Origin of the sequence: Aeromonas sp. s7(2024) (assembly GCF_040907825.1) — a bacterium.
GTDB classification, from domain to species: Bacteria; Pseudomonadota; Gammaproteobacteria; order Enterobacterales; family Aeromonadaceae; genus Aeromonas; species Aeromonas veronii.
This window is the reverse complement of record NZ_JBFOCM010000016.1, coordinates 47034-64944: the sequence shown is the minus strand read 5'-3', so window position 1 is coordinate 64944 and position 17911 is coordinate 47034. Positions and strand designations below refer to the sequence as shown.

The following is a 17911-nucleotide window of genomic DNA, read 5'->3' as shown; positions in this document are numbered from 1 at the left end:
CTGTCATGGCCCTCGCTATCGTTCGCCTTGGCAGCCCGCGCCTGCCCGATGAGGGGCTGCGGATCGGCACGGTGCGCCGCCCGCCCCGCGGCGTCCCCAAGAGCGAATTTGCCAGCCAGCATTGGTACGATGTCTGGTTTCCCATCCTGGCCCCCAGCAGCGAGACCATGAAGCTGGGGCAGGCAGCCGAGACACCCGCCCAGTGGGCAGCGTTTGGCAAACAGTACAAGGCCGAGATGGCGCAACCTGCCGCCAGGCACGATCTGGCTCTGCTGGCCGCCCTCTCTCATACCACCAACCTCTCGGTCGGTTGCTACTGCGAGCAGGAGTCCCGCTGCCATCGCGCTATCTTGAAAGAGCTGCTGGTAGCCGCAGGCGCCGCCATCCGCTAACTCGGTGAGCGACAGCGATGGGATGGGGAATCGCGTCAGCCTGTATTCGGCAACCATCAGACATTGGATAGACAGAGAGGGCATCCCGCGGGATGCCCTCTCTCGTTGTATTCACACCTGCCGCGCCACGCTCGGCAGCAGCGGCTCGATGCACCTCGCCTATTGCAGACTGGGCTCCAGCAGCTGCTGCCGTAGCGAGGTCTCCTCGGCCTGAGTCATGGCATGTTCCGCCACCCCGGCGGCAGGCTCGATGGCCAGCCAGTGGGCAAGGTCGGCGGCGGTCTCCTCCAGCGGCCGGAAGTTCAACCCGTGGACGATGGCCGCCTCGGCGCTTATAGAGCCGTAACCGGCAAACTCCGCCTGCGCGCAGGGCAGCAGGGTGGGATAGCTCTGCCAGGGCTCGATTCCGGCCGCCATCAGGGTCGACCAAGGCAGCCACTCGGGCTGGATGGAGCGAGCTGGCTGCAACCTAGCGCTCAGCCGCTCCAGCCAGTCACTCAAGGTAATACCGGGTTTGAGCAGGTTGAATATGCCCCCCAACTGCTGCTCGGCGGCCCGCAGTACAAACTCGGCGCAGTCGCGCACATCGAGATACTGCAAGCGATCCTCGCCACTGCCCGGCAGCAACCAGGGCCCGCCCTGCTGCACCCGCTTAATCCACCAGGCCATGCGCCCGGTAGGATCATGGGGGCCGCACAGCACGCCCGGGCGCAGGATGCAAAGCCGCTCGCCCCAGCGGGCGCGATACTCCTGCTCGCACAACACCTTGAGGGGGCCATAGTCAGTGGGCATTTCCCCTTCGGGGATAGCATGCAGCGGCGCCGACTCATCCATCCCGGGCATTGAGAAATCGCGATAGACGCTGATGGTGGAGATAAAGATGAGCCGCGCGCAGCGCCCGAGTAAAGCTGCCGAGAGGCTCGCCGCCTGCTCGGGGCGATAGCAGCAGGTATCGATGACGAGATCCCACTGCAACCCGGCCCCTTGCAGGGCGCTCAGGCTCTTGTCCCTGTCGCCGGTGAGCTGCACCAGATCGCGCCAATCCGGATGCTGGTGCAGGCCGCGATTGAACAGCGTCACTTCATGGCCCCAATCCAACGCCAGCGCGGTGAGGTGACGCCCCAAAAAGCCGGTGCCACCGATAATCAGCAGTTTCATCCCTCTCCCTCCCCCTTCGGCGCGAGTGCGCACATTTCATCCTGACACGCCTGTTGCCTCCACCCTACGCAACTCGGCGCGCGGGCACAGCCCCCGACTGGCCGGGATGGGACAGGGATCACGGCAGCGCCGCAGAAAAGGGCGTAATGAGGCCAAGCCTGCGTTTTGGGGCCGTCTGTGCTAAATTGCCGGGGTTTTCAGTCAGGATCCGCCATGAAGTTCGAAATCGACACCCTCGGGATCATCCGCTCTCCCTACAAGGAGAAGTTCGCCATCCCCCGCCAGCCCGGACTGGTCAAATCGGCCCGCGCCCGCCTCGAGCTGCTCCCCCCTTACGATCAGCCGGATGTGCTGCGCGGCATCGAGCAGTTCTCCCATCTGTGGCTCAGCTTCGTCTTTCACCAGACCATGGCGCAGGGCTGGCACCCAACGGTGCGCCCGCCGCGCCTTGGCGGCAACGAACGGGTCGGCGTCTTTGCCACTCGCTCCACCTTCCGCCCCAATCCGCTAGGGCTCTCGGTGGTCGAGCTGCACGGGGTCGGTCGCGAGCGGGGCAAGCTGTGGCTGGAGCTGGGGGCGGTGGATCTGCTCGATGGCACCCCCATCGTCGATATCAAACCCTATATTCCCTATGCCGACAGCCTGCCGGATGCCCGTGGTGGCTTTGCCCCCGACGCACCCACCCCGCCGCTGGCGGTGAACTTCAGTGCCGAGGCCGAGCAGCAGTTGCAACCCTGGCTCAAGGCCCATCCCGAGCTGCGCCAGCTGGTGAGCGAAGTGCTGGCACAAGATCCGCGCCCCGCCTACAAGAAGGGCAAGCCCGATGAGAAGGAGTACGGGGTGCGGCTGTTTGACTGCAACGTCCGTTTTCGCATCAGCGAGCCGGATTGCTTGGTGCTGGCCATCGAGCCTGCCTGAACCTGGGGGGGCTGACATCGCTGATGCTATTTCACGCCTTCTTCACGTCACAAGGGGCTTAATGAGCCTGTAAATTGTGTGGCATTGATCAGACTATCCACCCGGTTGCCAGTGATACCATGCAGACAGCAGAGGGCATCTCCTCTCTGACTGATGTCAGAAGCAGGCTATCGATGTATGGCAAGCATGGTAGCTCTGCTATTGCCGCCAAAGGATCTGGCCTCGCCCCGACACGTTTGAGTGCGGGGATGCCAAACGGATGTGACAGCACTTCGAAGGAACAAACCTATGCTGATGAACAGTGAACAACGTTATGGCACCCTGAATATCGGGCTGCACTGGCTGACCCTGTGGGCCATGATCGCCGTCTACGCCCTGATCGAATTTCGCGATATTTTCCCTAAAGGGGACCCTGGCCGTGATTTGATGAAGGAGTGGCACTTTATGCTGGGGCTGCTTATCTTCGCCCTGGTCTTTGTCAGACTGGCCCTGCGCTGGATGAGCCCGACGCCGCGTATCGTGCCCGAGCTCTCCCCGATCATGCACAAGCTGGCAAAACTGGCCCACCTCGCCCTCTACGGTTTTCTGATTCTCACCCCGCTGTTTGGCTGGCTGCTGCTGAGCGCCGCGGGCAAGCCCATCCCCTTCTTCGGGCTTGAGCTGCCTGCCCTGCTCTCCCCCAGTCCGGATCTCAAGGGGCTGATCAAGGAGGTGCACGAGACGCTGGGTAATATCGGTTACGCCCTGATCGGCCTGCACACGGTGGCGGCCCTCTATCACCACCATATTCTCAAAGACAACACCCTCACCAATATGCTGCCGCCGCGCCGCAGCTAACGGGTAACGGGGAAATGCAGAGGGGGCCATCGTGGCCCCCTCTCTGTTTTCCTTAACAACCGTTATCTGCACCGCTGGCAAACGGCATCACTCCTGCTTGGCCAGCTCCTCAGCCGGCTTGCCTTTCGGCTCGTGCGGCAGCTTTTTCACATTGCTCTTGCTCTCCGGCTGCTTGCTCCCGGACGAACTGTTTTCAGACAAGGCTTGCAACACAGGATCAGCCTTGCCGGCCACGGTGGGCTGGGACTGGCCAACAAAGTTGCCGCCCTTGCAGATGGAAAGACTGCCCCCCTTGAAGATCCCCTGCATCTTGCCGCTCTCCAGGATCTCCACCTCGGCGGAGGTACAGGTGCCTTCCAGCAGACCATTGATGATCACTTGGGGCGCACTCACATCCCCCTCAACACTGCCGCCCTGCATGATGCGCAGCACACCACCGATGAGCTGGATGGTGCCGTTGATCTGACCGCGCACCTCCAGATCCCCCTCCACCTGCAACTCCCCCTTGAAGCGGGCACCGGCTGCAATCACGGTGGCTCCCGCCGACGCAGTAGCCGCACCACCTTTGTTTCTTCCAAACATCCGTACTCTCTCCACAAACCACACAAGCAGAACCAGCGGCATCGGCGCCACTGGCCACAGAAAACAGGGCGACCCCAGCACGTAGAGCAGCAAGGCTGCCCCCCAGCAGAGCCAGACAATATAGAGGAGGTCGCTGCGCTCACGCTGTTGCAGTCGCGCCAGCAGCCTTCCGGCCATCTCTCTCATCGCATCAAACCTTTCGCAACATGACTGCCGACCAGCAGGCCATCGACAACCCGGACCATGGTTAAACGACCAGTTGGCGCGAACTCTGAAGTCCCGCTGATTCAGTCCCGATACAGCCGGGATGCATTAGGATTCGAATTGACTCGAAGCGACATACACTTTCTAATTGACAGCCTGGATCCCTATGACCGCTCACATCATGAAAATTCTGTTGGTCGAAGACGACAAGCTGCTCAATCACCACCTCTCCTCTCTGCTGACCGAAGCCGACAATCAGGTCTACAGCACCGACCAGGCCGGGATTGCACTGCACTACGCCGCCGACTATCCCATTGATGTGGCCATCATCGACCTCGGTCTGCCCGATATGGACGGCCTGCAACTGATCCGGCAACTGCGTGAACGGCAGATCCCCTTCCCCATCATTGTGCTGACCGCCCGTGGCAACTGGCAGGACAAGGTCGAAGGACTGGAAGCAGGTGCTGATGACTATCTGGTCAAACCGTTCCAGAAAGATGAGCTGCTGGCCCGACTCAATGCGCTGGTGCGCCGCAGCGCCGGTTTTATCTCGCCGAAGGTGAAGGCCGGTGATTACGAGCTGGATCTCTCCCGCAAGGAGCTGACTATCGCCGGTGAAGTGGCGGTGCTCACCAGCTTTGAATACCTCATTCTGGAGTACCTGATGCGCAACGCCCGTCAGGTGGTCTCCAAGCAGCAACTGCTCGACCAGCTCTACGGCGACGGCGAAGGGGATCCCAACACCATCGAGGTAATGGTGAGCCGCCTGCGCAAGAAGCTGGATCCGGAAGGGACGATTCAACCCATCTCCACCATCCGGCGTCAGGGTTACATCTTCAACCTCTCCTGTAACTGATGCAGTTTCATCTGCCGCGCCCCATCAAGATGATCCGCAGCTCACTGCACATCAAACTGCTGCTCAGCTCGCTGCTGGTCATCGCGCTGATCATGGGGTTTGCCGTCTACGCCCTCTACCTCGGCCACGTCGAGGAGCAGACCCAGAAGGCCAGCGCCCGGATGCAGGAGAACCTGGCCAAGCTGTTTTCCTCCACCGAGCCGGATGACAAGGGGTCGAACGTCGAGCTGGGGCGGATATCCCGTGGTGCAGGGGATCGCAACCTCGATACCCTGATCTGCCGCGCCGATGGCGATCTGGTCTGGTCGAGCCTCCATATGCCGGAGGTGATCAAGGCCAAACAGACCATTTGCGGCGATCTGATGAAGTATCTGGGGGGGATGGATCTCGACTACTTCTTCAAGAAGCACACCATCAAGAACGGCGAGAGCTACTTCGTCTACAGCCTGCGGTTTATCCGCAATCCCGGCAGCGGCACCACCGCCTACTACGTGGTGATGATCGACTCGGCCAAACGCTACCACGAAGAGTCCCGCACCTACCTCTACCAGACCGCCAAACAGGCGCTGCTCGCCTATATGCTGCTGGCCGGGCTGCTGCTGCTCACCACCTTCTGGAGCCTCAGCTCCCTGCGCACCATCGCCCGTCAGATCGACGATATCCGGGCCGGCAAGCGCGATGACCTCTCGAGCGATTTTGAGCGGGAGCTGGCCCCGCTGACCGACTCCATCAACCAGCTGCTGGAAAACGAACGCCAGCAGACCCAGCGCTACCAGCACGCCCTCAACGATCTCGCCCACAGCCTGAAAACCCGGCTGGCGCTGATCCAGATCACCACCCGCGAAGTGAAGCTGGGGCGGGAGATCCACGACAACATCAACGAGCAGATCCTCACCATGGATCAGATGATCCAGTATCAGCTCAGACGAGCCGTGACCGGCCGCCAGCGCCTTGCCAGCAAGGGTACCGAGCCGGTGCCGCTGATTGAAAAACTGCTGGCCAGCCTGACCAAGGTCTATCGCCACAAGAAGCTGCAAACCCACTTCAAGTTCGATGATGACGCCCTCTTCCACGGCGAACAGGGCGACCTGATGGAGCTGATGGGCAACCTGCTCGACAACGCCTGCAAGTTTGCCATCAGCGAAGTGAAGGTGACGGTGCGCCGCCATCTCGAGCGGCTGCGTATCGAAGTGGAAGATGATGGCCCGGGAATCGACCCGGCCAAATCGGAGCAGATCTTCCAACGCGGCGTGCGGGCAGACAGTTCACCCGGTCAGGGTATAGGTCTGGCGGTGGTGACTGAAATCGTCCACAGCTATGGCGGCCAGATCCGGGTCGATGAATCCCCCCTCGGCGGCGCCCGCTTTACGCTAGACCTGCCCTGATCGGCATTGCCCTGCTCAACCTCGCCAGTAATGGCCCTATCACAAGGCCCCCGACCTCGGGGGCCTTGTGGTTTTTGCCACCCAAGTTGTTTTTGATCCGGCACTGATTATCGCCCCTCAGCCCTTCCACCACCGGCTTCAATCGGTATCATGGTGGCGCGGTAGCGTTGGCTTGATTAACTTGGCGATACACCTTATTTACTTGTCGGTGCTGATACCCATGAAGCCCAACAGACAATAATTTATAAAAGACTTAGTTCAAGGATGGTAAACTCAATGGGTGAAAAAGAGATAAGTATTACAACTGATGGTCTTGTACTTAAAGGCGATATTGTTGATGCTGTTTCAGCACCTATTTCAACCATGTGCAAAACTGCAGACACGATATTGAAGGTTGTTGACAACCTTGTTGGTTTACCTGCAGATTTTTTAAATTTTCATTTAAAAACATTTCGAGATACTTATGCTGAAGGGTACGAAAAAATACCTCTTAAACAGCGTATAGAGCCAACACTTCGCCTTGGCTGCAACATATTAAAAAATGTAGCCTACTCTGCCGAAGAACCTGAAATTCAAAAACTATTCGCACAGCTTTTATTGTCCGCATCGGATACGCAATATGAATCTGATGTTCACCCAAGCTATGCTTCAGTGATTAGTGAAATGACGGCACTGGATGCAAAGGTGCTTTACACTGAGTTTGGTGATTTCTGTAAGCAAGAAATTCTTGAAAGTTCCACAAAGGAAAAAGCATATTCTAGCCTTATTCGCCTGGGGTTAATAACATGGCAAGATCGAGATTACACTAATGAAGATCTAGTAAAGTTTGTGGGGAAAAAACATTACTCTGTCCCTCGTAGATTTGAAGACTATCCAAGAGTAATGGTGGATTTAATAAATGACATTCAAACGCTGAAAAATACAATTATAAAAGACAAGCAAACATCAACAAGACTAGAGAGAAAAGAACTTACTTTAACAAAGTTTGGCGCAGACTTTATCAGGACAGTTTGCCGAAATGAATGCTAATAAAATATTCAACATGAAGTAATGGCGCCTCTCAACCTTCAAGGTGAATAATGAGCAGAGTAATATTAAAAGGATTTATTATCGTCCCCTCCAACGATTTGGCTGCGGTCAAGGATGAGCTTGATAACCATATCCAGCTCACACGCGCTGAAACAGGCTGCCTGATCTTTAAGGTGACTCAAGACCCTCTCAATCCCTGCCGATTCGATGTCTATGAAGAGTTTGTTGATCAGGCGGCTTTTCAAGCGCACCAAGCCAGAGTCAAATCCTCTCGCTGGAGGAAAATAACCGTCAATGTCGAGCGACACTATACGGTAACTGGGATTGCATAAATCACAGCCTTGCCATTTTGGCCAAGGTGGCGAACCGGGAGTGGCGCAGAACTCTCCCCCCTCTCCCTACCGCGAATGCCCGATTACGCTGCGCTTATCGAGCCTGCGTTACTTCCACTCTTTGTTATTAAGGCCACTATGATCCGCCCATTATTAACAACCGATCTGGATGTCGCCGTCGAGCTCTGGTATCAGGCATCGGTGCAGGCCCACGACTTTATTCCCACCGCCTTTTGGCACGAGCAACGGGCGGCGATGCGCGATAGTTATCTGCCCGCCAGCCAGAGCTGGGTCTATGAGGAGGATGGACAGCTACTGGGCTTTATCTCCTGGTATCAGGGGTCTGTTGCCGCGCTGTTTATTTCCCCTGATCACCAATCACACGGGTTGGGTCGCCAACTGCTCGAACACCTCAAAGCCCAATATGACCGGCTCGAGTTGACGGTCTACGCCGAAAATGAGCAGGCGCGGCGCTTCTATTCCCGCAACGGTTTCAAAGAGGGTGAGCAGCAGTTGTGCGAGCATAGCGGTCGCCCCGAGCTGGTGATGCATTGGCAACGAGGATAAGCGGGTCGCCCATAGCGATGGCGAGCACGCTTTGCCTGTTTTGTGGCCGCCTTGAATGCCATGGCGGCATTCTCTACAATGACCCACTTTTTATTCATTTCGGGTTATATCGATGAGCGATACCAGCACCAAACCGGCTCTGCCGGATCACCTCTCCTGCAATCCCCGCAGCCCTCACTATGTGGCCGCCTGCTTCGAGCACCCGATCGGTATTCGCCTGAACGGCAAAGAGCGCACCGATGTCGAGGAGTACTGCATCAGCGAAGGTTGGGTGAAGATCCCCTCCCCCAAGGCGCTGGATCGCCGTGGTCAGCCCATCCTGATCAAGCTCAAGGGCACCGTTGAAGCCTTCTACAGCTAATCAGCGCGCTGCAGCGTGATAAACAAGGCCACCCTCGCGGTGGCCTTGTTGTTTCCGGTATTGGTGCTGGCGTCAGCGTTATCTAAGCGGCAGCCACCAGCCCACATTTCTCGCAGAGCGGCTCTTATACCCCCAACCGATCGCGCAGGGTGTACCAGGCAGCGCCCGCGGCGGTAAAGGGGATGCGGAACAGGCGGCCACCCGGGAAGGGGTAGTGCGGCAGTTTGGCGAATGCATCGAAGCGCTCCGCCTGACCGCTCAGCACCTCGGAGAGCAGCTTGCCCGCCAGATGGGTACAGGTGACGCCGTGGCCGCTGTAGCCCTGCATGTAGTAGATGTTGGGGCCGATGCGACCAAACTGTGGCAGCCGCGACAGGGTGAGCAGGAAGTTGCCGGTCCAGGTGTACTCCACCTTGACGTCGGCCAGTTGCGGGAAGGTTTTCAGCATCTTGGGGATGATCAGCCGCTCGATATCCGCCGGATCCCGCGCGCCATAGACAACGCCGCCGCCATAGAGCAGCCGGTGATCGCCGGAGGTACGGTAGTAGTCGAGCAGGTAGTTGCAATCCTCCAGACAGTAGTTCTGCGGCAAGAGTGACCGGGCCCGCTCCTCTCCCAGCACCTCGGTGGCGATCACCTGGGTGCCACAGGGCATGCTCTTGCTGGCCAGTTCCGGCACCAGATTGCCGAGGTAGGCATTGCCCGCCACCACCACAAAGCGCGCCTTCACCGCCCCCTTGGCGGTCTTGACCAAGGCTGGCTGCCCCGGGGTGATACTGGTGACGGCGGATTGTTCGAAGATCTGCCCGCCCTGGATGCGGATGGCTTCCGCCTCCCCCAACGCCAGATTGAGCGGGTGAATATGGCCGCCGCTCTTGTCGAGCAGGGCGCCGACGTAGCGATCGCTCGCGACCACCTCGCGCACCCCCTTGGCATCGAGCAGCTCCAGCTGGTCGTTGCCCCACTTCTGCCAGCGGGCGTATTGGGATTTGAGCTCGTGCAGCTGCTTCTCGGTCTCGGCGGCAAAGACGCCCCCCTCCTGCAGATCGCACTGGATGTTGTAGCGCTTGATCCGCTCGCGGATGATCTGGCCCCCCTCAAACAACATGGAACCGAGCAGCCTGGCCTGATCCGGCGGGCAGTTCGCTTCTATGGTGTCGATGTCGCGGCTGTAGGAGTTGACGATCTGGCCGCCATTGCGGCCGCTGGCGCCAAAGCCGACTCGTGCGGCCTCCAGCACCACCACCTTGTAGCCCTTTTCTACCAGATGCAGCGTGCTGGAGAGGCCGGTATAGCCCGCCCCGATGACGCAGACATCGCACTCCAGCTGCTCGGTCAATGTCGGATAGGGCGCGTGTTTATTGGCGCTGGCTGCGTAGTAACTGTTTACATGTTCGGTCATGATCCCTGTTTCCTTACCGGTTCGGTTGCCAAACTACTGTCAGGATTAAAAGCTCGCCGGGGTGTGGGCGCTGACGATGCGACAGGTCTCCCCCGACGGATTGCTGAAGCTGTGGGGCTCGCCGGTGTCGATCACATAGCTGTCGCCCGCCTCCAGCTGATAATTCTGGCCCGCCACCGTCAGGATCACCGACCCCTCCAGCACGGTGCCGACCTCCTCCCCCTGATGGGTTACCTGACCGCCGGTGTCGGTGCCGGGGGGATAGGTCTCCAGCATAAAGCCGAGCTGGCGGCGGTTGTTGCCGTTGTGCACCAGCTTGAGGGAGACCCCCTGACTGCCCAGCTCGATAAGCTGATCAGCCTTGATCACCACCTCCGGAGTGCGGCTCTCCTCCTCGGCGAAAAAGCGCGACAGCGGCAGGCCGTAGATGGTGAGCAGCTTTTGCAGGGAGGCGACGGAGGGGCTCACCTTGTCCTGCTCGATCATGCAGATGGCGCCGTGGGTCAGGCCGCTCAGCTCGGCCGCCCGCCGCTGGGAGAGCCCCAGCTGATGGCGCACCGCCGCCAGCCGTTCCCCCATGGTGCGCGCCCCGGCGTCAGCCGCACCCAACGGTCGAGCCACGCCCTCCCGGCTCTGCGGCCCGCTCATGACAAGCCCCCTGCTGCGCCATGTCTGCATCCTTGCATCATCAGCCTCTCCTGCTTGCGCGTGATCGCATCGGATCAGGCGCTGCCTGTTTACCCTGCTGGTTAAAATAGCCGACCAGCTTTCCCTTGCCGTTCACTATGTTACACAGCGAAACCGTTCATTATTTTGCACACCTGATTTACCATCTCCCGGTCGTTTGCCCACTTACAGCCTGCAAGCGAACTGGAGAAAGCGCGCTACACAGCCCATTTTCTAGCATGGCGCCCCCCAGCAATTCAAATATATTTAACACTTGAAAAACATTTCAGCTCAAATTATGGTCTTCCTGTGCTTATTATTTTATACGGCAGCGGCGCAGGAAGGGTCGGCTCACTCCGGCAACCAGCTGCTCTGACCCACACTCGAGGCTTCTCATGTCAGGAACAACATCCCACTCCAGCTTGATCACATCCCGCGCCTATATAGATGGACAGTGGTGCGAGGCCGCCAGCGGCCGCACCTTCGAGGTCACCAACCCCGCCAGCGGGGCCGTGATTACCCAGGTGCCCGACATGGATGCCGAGGATACCCGCCGCGCCATCGCGGCCGCCCACGCGGCGCAACCCGCCTGGGCTGCGCTGACCGCCAAGGAGCGCAGCAACAAGCTCTACGCCTGGTTTGCCGCCATCACCGCCCACAGCGACGAGCTGGCCCGCATCATGACCTGCGAGCAGGGCAAGCCGCTGGCGGAAGCAAAGGGCGAGGTGGCCTATGGCGCCAGCTTTATCCAGTGGTTCGCCGAGGAGGGCAAGCGCGCCTATGGCCGCACCATCCCGGGCTTTAGCGGCGATCGCCGGTTGGCCACCATCAAGCAGCCGGTGGGCGTGGTCGCCGCCATCACTCCGTGGAACTTCCCGATTGCCATGATCACCCGCAAGGCGGGCCCAGCGCTGGCCGCCGGTTGCACCATCGTCATCAAGCCCGCCGCCGAGACCCCGCTCTGCGCGCTGGCACTAGCCGCCCTGGCCGAGCAGGCGGGGATCCCCGCCGGGGTCATCAATATCGTCACCAGCCATCAGGCGAGCGCGGTGGGCAACGAGCTGTGCAGCAATCCGGTGGTGCGCAAGCTCTCCTTCACCGGCTCCACCCGCATCGGCAAGCTGCTGATGCGCCAGTGCGCCGACACCATGAAGAAGCTATCGCTGGAGCTGGGTGGCAACGCCCCCTTTATCGTCTTTGACGACGCCGACCTCGATGCCGCGGTGGCCGGGGCGCTCGCCTCCAAATACCGCAACGCCGGGCAGACCTGCGTCTGCGCCAACCGGATTCTGGTGCAGGCCAGTGTCTATGACGCCTTCGCCGAGAAGCTGACTGCCGCCGTCAAGGCCTTCAGGGTGGGAGATGGCATGGCGGAGGGCACCCAGATCGGCCCGCTCATCAACCCGGCTGCCGCCAGCAAGGTGGCCGAGCTGGTGCAGCAATCGGTCGCCGCCGGTGCCGAAGTGCTGCTGGGGGGCGAAGCTCACCCCGCCGGTCCCCTTTTTTACCGCCCCACCATTTTGGGCAAGGTGGATAAAACCAATCCCATCCTGCAGGAGGAGATCTTCGGCCCGGTCGCCCCGCTGGTGCGTTTCGAGAGCGAAGCCGAGGCCATCGCCATTGCCAACGACACCCCTTATGGACTGGCCGCCTACTTCTATGGCCGCGATATCGCCCGTGTGTGGCGCGTCGCCGAACAGTTGGAGTACGGCATGGTCGGCATCAACGAGGGGATCATCTCAACCGAGCTGGCCCCCTTTGGCGGCATCAAGGAGTCGGGTCTGGGCCGCGAAGGCGCTGCCGAGGGGCTGGAGGAGTATCTGGAGACCAAATACCTCTGCTTTGGCGCCATTCGCTAGGGCAGCAACAGAGAGACAAGGCGCCGCCGATCTGGCCCGATGGGCTGATCGGCGGTAATAGGCGCCAAAACGCCTGCCACATTTTCAGGGAATATCGGGGGCTGCGGCCCCTCAGGGAGGAAAGATGAGTCAGTCAGAATCAAACAAGGCGTGGCAAGCGCGCCGCGAAGCGGCCGTGGTCAATGGCGTCGGTACCCTGCTGCCGGTCTTTATCGACCGTGCGCAAAATGCCGAGCTGTGGGATGTGGAGGGCAACCGATACATCGACTTTGCCTCCGGCATCGCCGTGCTCAACACCGGCCACAACCATCCGAAAGTGGTGGCGGCGGTGCGCGATCAGCTTGAAAAGTTTAGTCACACCTGCTTTCAGGTCACCCCGTACCCGGGCTATATCGAGCTTGCCGAAAAGCTCAACGCCCTGGTGCCCGGCCCGACCCCGAAACGCACCCTGTTTCTCTCCACCGGCGCCGAGGCGGTCGAGAACGCCATCAAGATTGCCCGCGCCCACACCGGTCGCAGCGGCACCATCGCCTTCAAGGGGGGCTTTCACGGTCGCACCATGATGGGGATGGCGCTCACCGGCAAGGTAGTGCCCTACAAGACCGGCTTTGGCCCCTTCCCGGGGGAGGTCTACCACATCCCCTTCCCCGCCGATTATCTCGGGGTAAGTGAAGAGGATGCCCTGCACGCCCTCGAGCTCTGCTTCAGCGCCGACATCGAGCCGAGCCGGGTTGCCGCCATCATTATCGAGCCGGTACAGGGCGAAGGGGGCTTCTATCCCGCCTCCCCGAGCTTTATGCAGAAGCTGCGCAGCGTCTGCGACCAGCACGGCATTCTGCTGATCTGCGACGAGATCCAGAGCGGTTTCTGCCGCACCGGCAAGACCTTCGCCACCGAGTATGCCGGCATTGAGCCGGACATCATGACCTTGGCCAAGAGTCTGGCGGGGGGGTTTCCCCTGTCAGCGGTGGTGGGCAAGGCGGAGATCATGAACTCGGCCAAGCCGGGGGGCCTCGGTGGCACCTATGCGGGATCCCCCATCGCCTGCGCCGCCGCGCTGGCGGTATTGCAGGTGATCGAAGAGGAGCAGCTCAACCAGAAAGCACTGGATCAGGGGGAGCAGATCAAGGCGGGGCTGGAACGCATAGCCGAGCGTTTTGACTGCATAGGTCAAATTCGCGGCCCCGGTGCCATGGTGGCCATGGAGCTGGTGAAACGCCGTGATGCCAGCCAGCCCGATCCCGACCTCACCAAACGTCTGGTGGCCGAGGCGGGCAAACGGGGTCTGGTCCTGCTCTCATGCGGGGTGCGCGCAAATGTCATCCGTTTTCTCGCCCCCCTGACAGCCCCTGCGGCAGTGATTGACGAGGGGCTGCAACTCCTTGAAAAATCACTGGAGGCCGTGCTGGCCTGACCAGCAGGAAAGTGACCACTTACCTGTGCAAATAAATGCAATTTTGCCCCCTTTTTTTCTTGTCAAGGGGGCCCTGCAAATGCACAATGCGCCGCCACTGAAAGAACCGATGTAAAACAATGGCATCGGTTCTTTTTTAAACAGTGAACACACCCATAAACGAGGCCGGATCACCCCCGGAAAAGATAGCGAGATTGGCAGCAGTCTCCCGACACCAAGTCTAGTGAGGAACAACATGGGGCATCTCAATGCTTTCCAACCGGCCATGGCCGGTGTGCGCCGCCCTGGCGCCCTTGATTCCCGGGCCTCTCTCCCGGTTTCGTTGATGGACCGTGCCACTCTGGCACTGCATGAGGAACATGCATAATGGCGGCCCAGCAGGTTGGTCTGAAAAAGACCCTCAAACTGTGGCAGGTCGTGGTTATGGGACTGGCGTACCTCACCCCCATGGCGGTGTTCGACACCTTCGGCATCGTTACCGAGATCACCGAAGGCCATGTGCCGACCGCCTACCTGTTTGCCCTCATCGGTATGCTGTTCACTGCCCTGAGCTACGGCCATCTGGTGCGCAAGTTCCCGTCAGCCGGCTCTGCCTATACCTATGCCCAGAAGGTGTTTCACCCCTATGTCGGCTTTATGGTGGGCTGGACCTCCCTGCTCGACTACATGTTCATGCCGATGATCAACATGCTGCTGGCCAAGATCTATCTGGAAGCCCTCTTCCCGAACGTGGAGCCCTGGACCTATATCTTCGGTCTGGCGGCGGTGATGACCGCCCTCAACCTGCGCGGCATCAAGCTGGTGGCCAACTTCAACAGCCTGATCGTGGTAATGCAGTTCAGCATCATCGCCATCTTCATCGGACTGATCGCTTGGGGCGTTCACAACGGTGAAGGGTTGGGGACCGTGGCCAGCAGCCGTCCCTTCTTCTCCGAACAGATCCAGGTGTCACCGCTGCTGATGGGGGCCTCCATCCTCTGCCTGTCGTTCCTCGGTTTTGACGCCATCAGTACCCTGTCGGAAGAGACCCCGGACGCGGATCGGGTGATCCCCCGCGCCATCGTGTTGACGGCGCTGATCGGCGGTGTGCTGTTCGTCACCACCTCCTACTTCCTGCAGCTCTACTTCCCGGACATCTCCCGCTTCCAGCATCCGGATGCGGTACTGCCGGAGATCGCCCTCTATGTCGGCGGTAAGCTGTTTCAGGCGGTGGTGCTGGTCTGCACCACAGTAGCGGTGCTGGCCTCGGGGCTCGCCTCCCACGCCGGTGTATCGCGCCTGCTCTACGTGATGGGTCGTGATCGTGCCCTGCCCGCTCGCTTCTTCGGCTACATCCATCCGAAGTGGCAGACCCCGGCGTTCAACGTGCTGCTGGTCGGCCTGCTGGCCCTCTCTGCGGTGTCGCTGGATCTGGAGATGGCGCTGGCGCTGATCAACTTTGGCGCCCTGGTGGCCTTCACCTTCGTCAATCTGGCGGTGATTGCCCACTTCTATGTGAAGCTGGGCCGCAACAAGTGTCTCAAGGACCACCTGATGTACCTGCTGCTGCCGCTCTGTGGCGCCGCCTGCATCGGGGTACTGTGGCTCAACCTCGAGCCCTCCTCCTTCGAGCTGGGGCTGATCTGGGCGGCGCTGGGGGCCATCTACCTGTTCCTGCGCCTGACTGTGTTCCGCATCCCGCTGCATACCGCCGACAAGGTGGAGATCGCCCAGTAACCGCTGGCGCCCCTCCCCCCGATAGAGAACAAGGAGCCTGCGGGCTCCTTGTTGTTTTTGCGGTGTTCTGGTTGCCAGCTGCACGGGTCGCCAGAAATGCGGTTTCTGCAGGAAGTGTGACTGATTTCAAATAACTACCCAGCCGGACTGCTCGCCGTGCCATGACCCGAGCCGTGTTGCCCCCTATTCTCAGTCATTAATGTGAATGGATATGCAACCACTATTTTTCCACTTCAACCCCTCCCATCCCCCACCAGCCGATAAGCTCGCAGGACTCGAGCCCGGGGGAACGCCGCCAAATATGATCAGGATCAATGTTGAGGCGCTATGCACCCTGCAGCCCCGATTTGCCGATTTTTCATACGCTATGACAGGGTTCTCTTCCCCCCCAAAAAAGGGGGAGCGGCTCGGGGACGGCTGCAGGGTGCGAGTGACCACTTACCTGCTCCGTGCGTATGCAAAAAAATGCGTTAATCCGCCCTTTTTTGCTTGTCAAGGGGGCTGACCGAATGCACAATACGCCGCCAATAAAGGACCGATGTTCACTGCGACATCGGTTTTTGTATTTTTGAAGTGCAGTACAAACCCACCACAAGAGGCCGGAACGTTTCCGGAAGTGATATTCGAGATTGCCAAACAATCTCCCGACGTTGAGAGGATAACAATGGGGCGTTTTAATGCTTTCCTGCCGGTACAGCCCGGTATGCGCCTCCCCGGCGCCCTTGATGTACAGGCTTGCGAATCCATCGTATCCCTGCGCTCGTTGCAAGCACGTGCTGCGGCACTGATTGAGGAGAAAGCGTAATGGCATCGCAAAACGCCAAGCTGCTCAAGACCCTTACCCTGACACAAGTGATTGTGATGGGTCTGGCCTATCTGACCCCCATGGCTGTCTTCGACACCTTCGCCATCGTCGGTGACATCACCGATGGCCGGGTCGCCACCGCCTATCTGCTGGCTCTGGGTGGCATCCTGCTCACCGCTCTCAGCTACGGACATCTGGTACGCAAGTTCCCCTCTGCGGGCTCTGCCTATACCTATGCCCAGAAGGTGTTCAACCCCTACGTCGGTTTCATGGTCGGCTGGTCATCCCTGCTCGACTACATGTTCATGCCGATGATCAACATCCTGCTGGCCAAGATCTACCTGACCGCCATGTTCCCGGGCGTCGAGCCCTGGGTGTTCATCTTCGGTCTGGTGACCGTAATGACCTTCCTGAACCTGCGCGGCATCAATCTGGTGGCCAACTTCAATGGTCTGATCGTGGTGATCCAGCTGGCCATCATCACCCTCTTTATCGGCCTGATGGCGTGGGGCATCTACCACGGCGAAGGGGCTGGCACCCTGATGAGCAGCCGTCCGTTCCACTTCGAGTCAGCACAGCTGGTACCGCTCTTTACCGGTGCGACCATTCTCTGCTTCTCGTTCCTGGGCTTTGACGGTCTGAGCTCCCTCTCCGAAGAGACGCCGAACGCTGGCAAGGTGATCCCCAAGGCGATCGTGCTGACGGCCCTTATCGGCGGCATCATCTTCGTGGTGGTCTCCTACTGCCTGCAGCTCTACTTCCCGAGCCTTGCCCGCTTCCAGCATCCGGATGCGGTACTGCCGGAGATCGCCCTCTACGTTGGCGGCACCTTCTTCCAGTCCGTGGTGCTGGTCTGCACCACGGTCGCGGTACTGGCTTCCGGCATGGCGGCTCACGCCGGTGTGTCGCGCATCCTCTACGTGATGGGGCGTGACCGCATGATCCCGGAGCGGGTGTTTGGCTACATCCACCCGAAATACCGTACTCCGGCCATCAACGTGCTGATGGTAGGCGGTCTGGCCCTCTCCGCCGTGTCGTTTGATCTGGATACCGCACTGGCGCTGGTCAACTTCGGCGCACTGGTGGCGTTCAGCTTCGTCAACCTGTCGGTGATCGGTCAGTTCTGGGTGCGCGAGAAACGCAACAAGACCCTCAAGGATCACGTCATCTACCTGTTGATGCCGCTGCTCGGCGCCGCCACCATCGGTGCGCTGTGGATCAACCTGGAGCAGAGCTCGCTGGAGCTGGGCCTGATCTGGGCTGGCCTAGGCGCAACCTATCTGTTCCTGCGTCTGGCGGTGTTCCGCATCCCGTTCCGTCAGTACGAAGAGGCGGCTGACGCCTGATCCTTTGCGGATAACGGATAGACAGAAGGGGAGCCATGGCTCCCCTTTTTGCTGCCGGTCTGTGGCCGGTCACACGGGCTTG

At 59.8% G+C, this 17911-nt stretch carries 18 protein-coding genes; 14 read left to right on the top strand and 4 right to left on the bottom strand.

What is annotated here, in order from left to right; translation table 11 throughout:
- Positions 1-5: 5 nt before the first annotated feature.
- Positions 6-392, top strand: coding sequence for a DUF488 domain-containing protein (locus AB5Y73_RS05360; protein WP_118854122.1), 387 nt, complete (start codon positions 6-8; stop codon positions 390-392).
- 159 nt (positions 393-551) lie between these two features.
- Here AB5Y73_RS05360 and AB5Y73_RS05355 read toward each other — a convergent pair whose 3' ends face one another.
- Entirely contained in the window at positions 552-1550 is a 999-nt protein-coding gene (locus AB5Y73_RS05355; RefSeq protein ID WP_118854123.1) for an NAD-dependent epimerase/dehydratase family protein, read from the bottom strand.
- 213 nt (positions 1551-1763) lie between these two features.
- On the opposite strand from AB5Y73_RS05355, the gene tsaA reads away from it, so the two are divergent.
- Both tsaA and AB5Y73_RS05345 read left to right on the top strand, forming a co-directional pair.
- Positions 1764-2468 carry a tRNA (N6-threonylcarbamoyladenosine(37)-N6)-methyltransferase TrmO gene (tsaA, locus tag AB5Y73_RS05350; RefSeq protein WP_058058316.1) on the top strand — a complete coding sequence of 235 codons (705 nt, stop codon included), beginning with the start codon at positions 1764-1766 and terminating at the stop codon, positions 2466-2468.
- 288 nt (positions 2469-2756) lie between these two features.
- Positions 2757-3305 carry a cytochrome b gene (locus AB5Y73_RS05345; protein ID WP_005350133.1) on the top strand — a complete coding sequence of 183 codons (549 nt, stop codon included), beginning with the start codon at positions 2757-2759 and terminating at the stop codon, positions 3303-3305.
- A gap of 87 nt (positions 3306-3392) precedes the next feature.
- On the opposite strand, the gene AB5Y73_RS05340 is transcribed toward AB5Y73_RS05345, so the two are convergent.
- Positions 3393-4073 (bottom strand): polymer-forming cytoskeletal protein, encoded by a 681-nt coding sequence (locus AB5Y73_RS05340; RefSeq protein WP_118854124.1) that lies wholly within the window; start codon positions 4071-4073, stop codon positions 3393-3395.
- Between the two features lie 199 nt (positions 4074-4272).
- Here AB5Y73_RS05340 and AB5Y73_RS05335 point away from each other — a divergent pair, with 199 nt between their 5' ends.
- From AB5Y73_RS05335 to AB5Y73_RS05310, 6 genes are all read left to right on the top strand, one after another.
- On the top strand, positions 4273-4947 hold the full coding sequence (locus AB5Y73_RS05335) for a response regulator transcription factor (RefSeq protein WP_040066247.1): 675 nt from the start codon (positions 4273-4275) through the stop codon (positions 4945-4947).
- Positions 4947-6332 (top strand): ATP-binding protein, encoded by a 1386-nt coding sequence (locus AB5Y73_RS05330; protein ID WP_005338217.1) that lies wholly within the window; start codon positions 4947-4949, stop codon positions 6330-6332. Before AB5Y73_RS05335 ends, AB5Y73_RS05330 begins: the two co-directional genes overlap by 1 nt.
- A gap of 276 nt (positions 6333-6608) precedes the next feature.
- Positions 6609-7361, top strand: coding sequence for an Abi-alpha family protein (locus AB5Y73_RS05325; protein ID WP_181497507.1), 753 nt, complete (start codon positions 6609-6611; stop codon positions 7359-7361).
- A 50-nt stretch (positions 7362-7411) separates the two neighbouring features.
- A complete protein-coding gene (locus AB5Y73_RS05320; protein ID WP_118854126.1) occupies positions 7412-7693 on the top strand; it encodes a putative quinol monooxygenase in 282 nt (93 codons plus the stop codon).
- 138 nt (positions 7694-7831) lie between these two features.
- Positions 7832-8260, top strand: coding sequence for an N-acetyltransferase (locus tag AB5Y73_RS05315; protein WP_118854788.1), 429 nt, complete (start codon positions 7832-7834; stop codon positions 8258-8260).
- A 112-nt stretch (positions 8261-8372) separates the two neighbouring features.
- Positions 8373-8621 (top strand): DUF3297 family protein, encoded by a 249-nt coding sequence (locus tag AB5Y73_RS05310; RefSeq protein WP_005338226.1) that lies wholly within the window; start codon positions 8373-8375, stop codon positions 8619-8621.
- Positions 8622-8745: 124 nt separating this feature from the next.
- Here AB5Y73_RS05310 and AB5Y73_RS05305 read toward each other — a convergent pair whose 3' ends face one another.
- Together AB5Y73_RS05305 and puuR are read right to left on the bottom strand one after the other, a co-directional pair.
- The gene (locus AB5Y73_RS05305; RefSeq protein WP_279499284.1) at positions 8746-10023 is read right to left on the bottom strand and encodes an FAD-binding oxidoreductase; all 1278 of its coding nucleotides are present in this window, start codon (positions 10021-10023) and stop codon (positions 8746-8748) included.
- A gap of 45 nt (positions 10024-10068) precedes the next feature.
- Positions 10069-10671 (bottom strand): HTH-type transcriptional regulator PuuR, encoded by a 603-nt coding sequence (puuR, locus tag AB5Y73_RS05300; RefSeq protein WP_118854127.1) that lies wholly within the window; start codon positions 10669-10671, stop codon positions 10069-10071.
- A gap of 413 nt (positions 10672-11084) precedes the next feature.
- Between puuR and AB5Y73_RS05295 the strand changes: the two genes are divergently transcribed.
- The 5 genes from AB5Y73_RS05295 to AB5Y73_RS05275 all read left to right on the top strand — a co-directional run bounded on the left by AB5Y73_RS05295 (position 11085) and on the right by AB5Y73_RS05275 (position 17829).
- Positions 11085-12548, top strand: coding sequence for an NAD-dependent succinate-semialdehyde dehydrogenase (locus AB5Y73_RS05295; protein WP_118854128.1), 1464 nt, complete (start codon positions 11085-11087; stop codon positions 12546-12548).
- Positions 12549-12672: 124 nt separating this feature from the next.
- On the top strand, positions 12673-13962 hold the full coding sequence (gene gabT / locus AB5Y73_RS05290) for a 4-aminobutyrate--2-oxoglutarate transaminase (protein ID WP_118854129.1): 1290 nt from the start codon (positions 12673-12675) through the stop codon (positions 13960-13962).
- Between the two features lie 366 nt (positions 13963-14328).
- A complete protein-coding gene (locus AB5Y73_RS05285; RefSeq protein ID WP_005359067.1) occupies positions 14329-15678 on the top strand; it encodes an APC family permease in 1350 nt (449 codons plus the stop codon).
- Between the two features lie 538 nt (positions 15679-16216).
- Positions 16217-16483: a hypothetical protein gene (locus tag AB5Y73_RS05280; protein ID WP_021230505.1), complete on the top strand. Its 267-nt coding sequence runs from the start codon at positions 16217-16219 to the stop codon at positions 16481-16483.
- Positions 16483-17829 carry an APC family permease gene (locus AB5Y73_RS05275; protein WP_058057766.1) on the top strand — a complete coding sequence of 449 codons (1347 nt, stop codon included), beginning with the start codon at positions 16483-16485 and terminating at the stop codon, positions 17827-17829. The genes AB5Y73_RS05280 and AB5Y73_RS05275 overlap by 1 nt, the downstream gene beginning before the upstream one ends.
- Positions 17830-17911 lie beyond the last annotated feature (82 nt).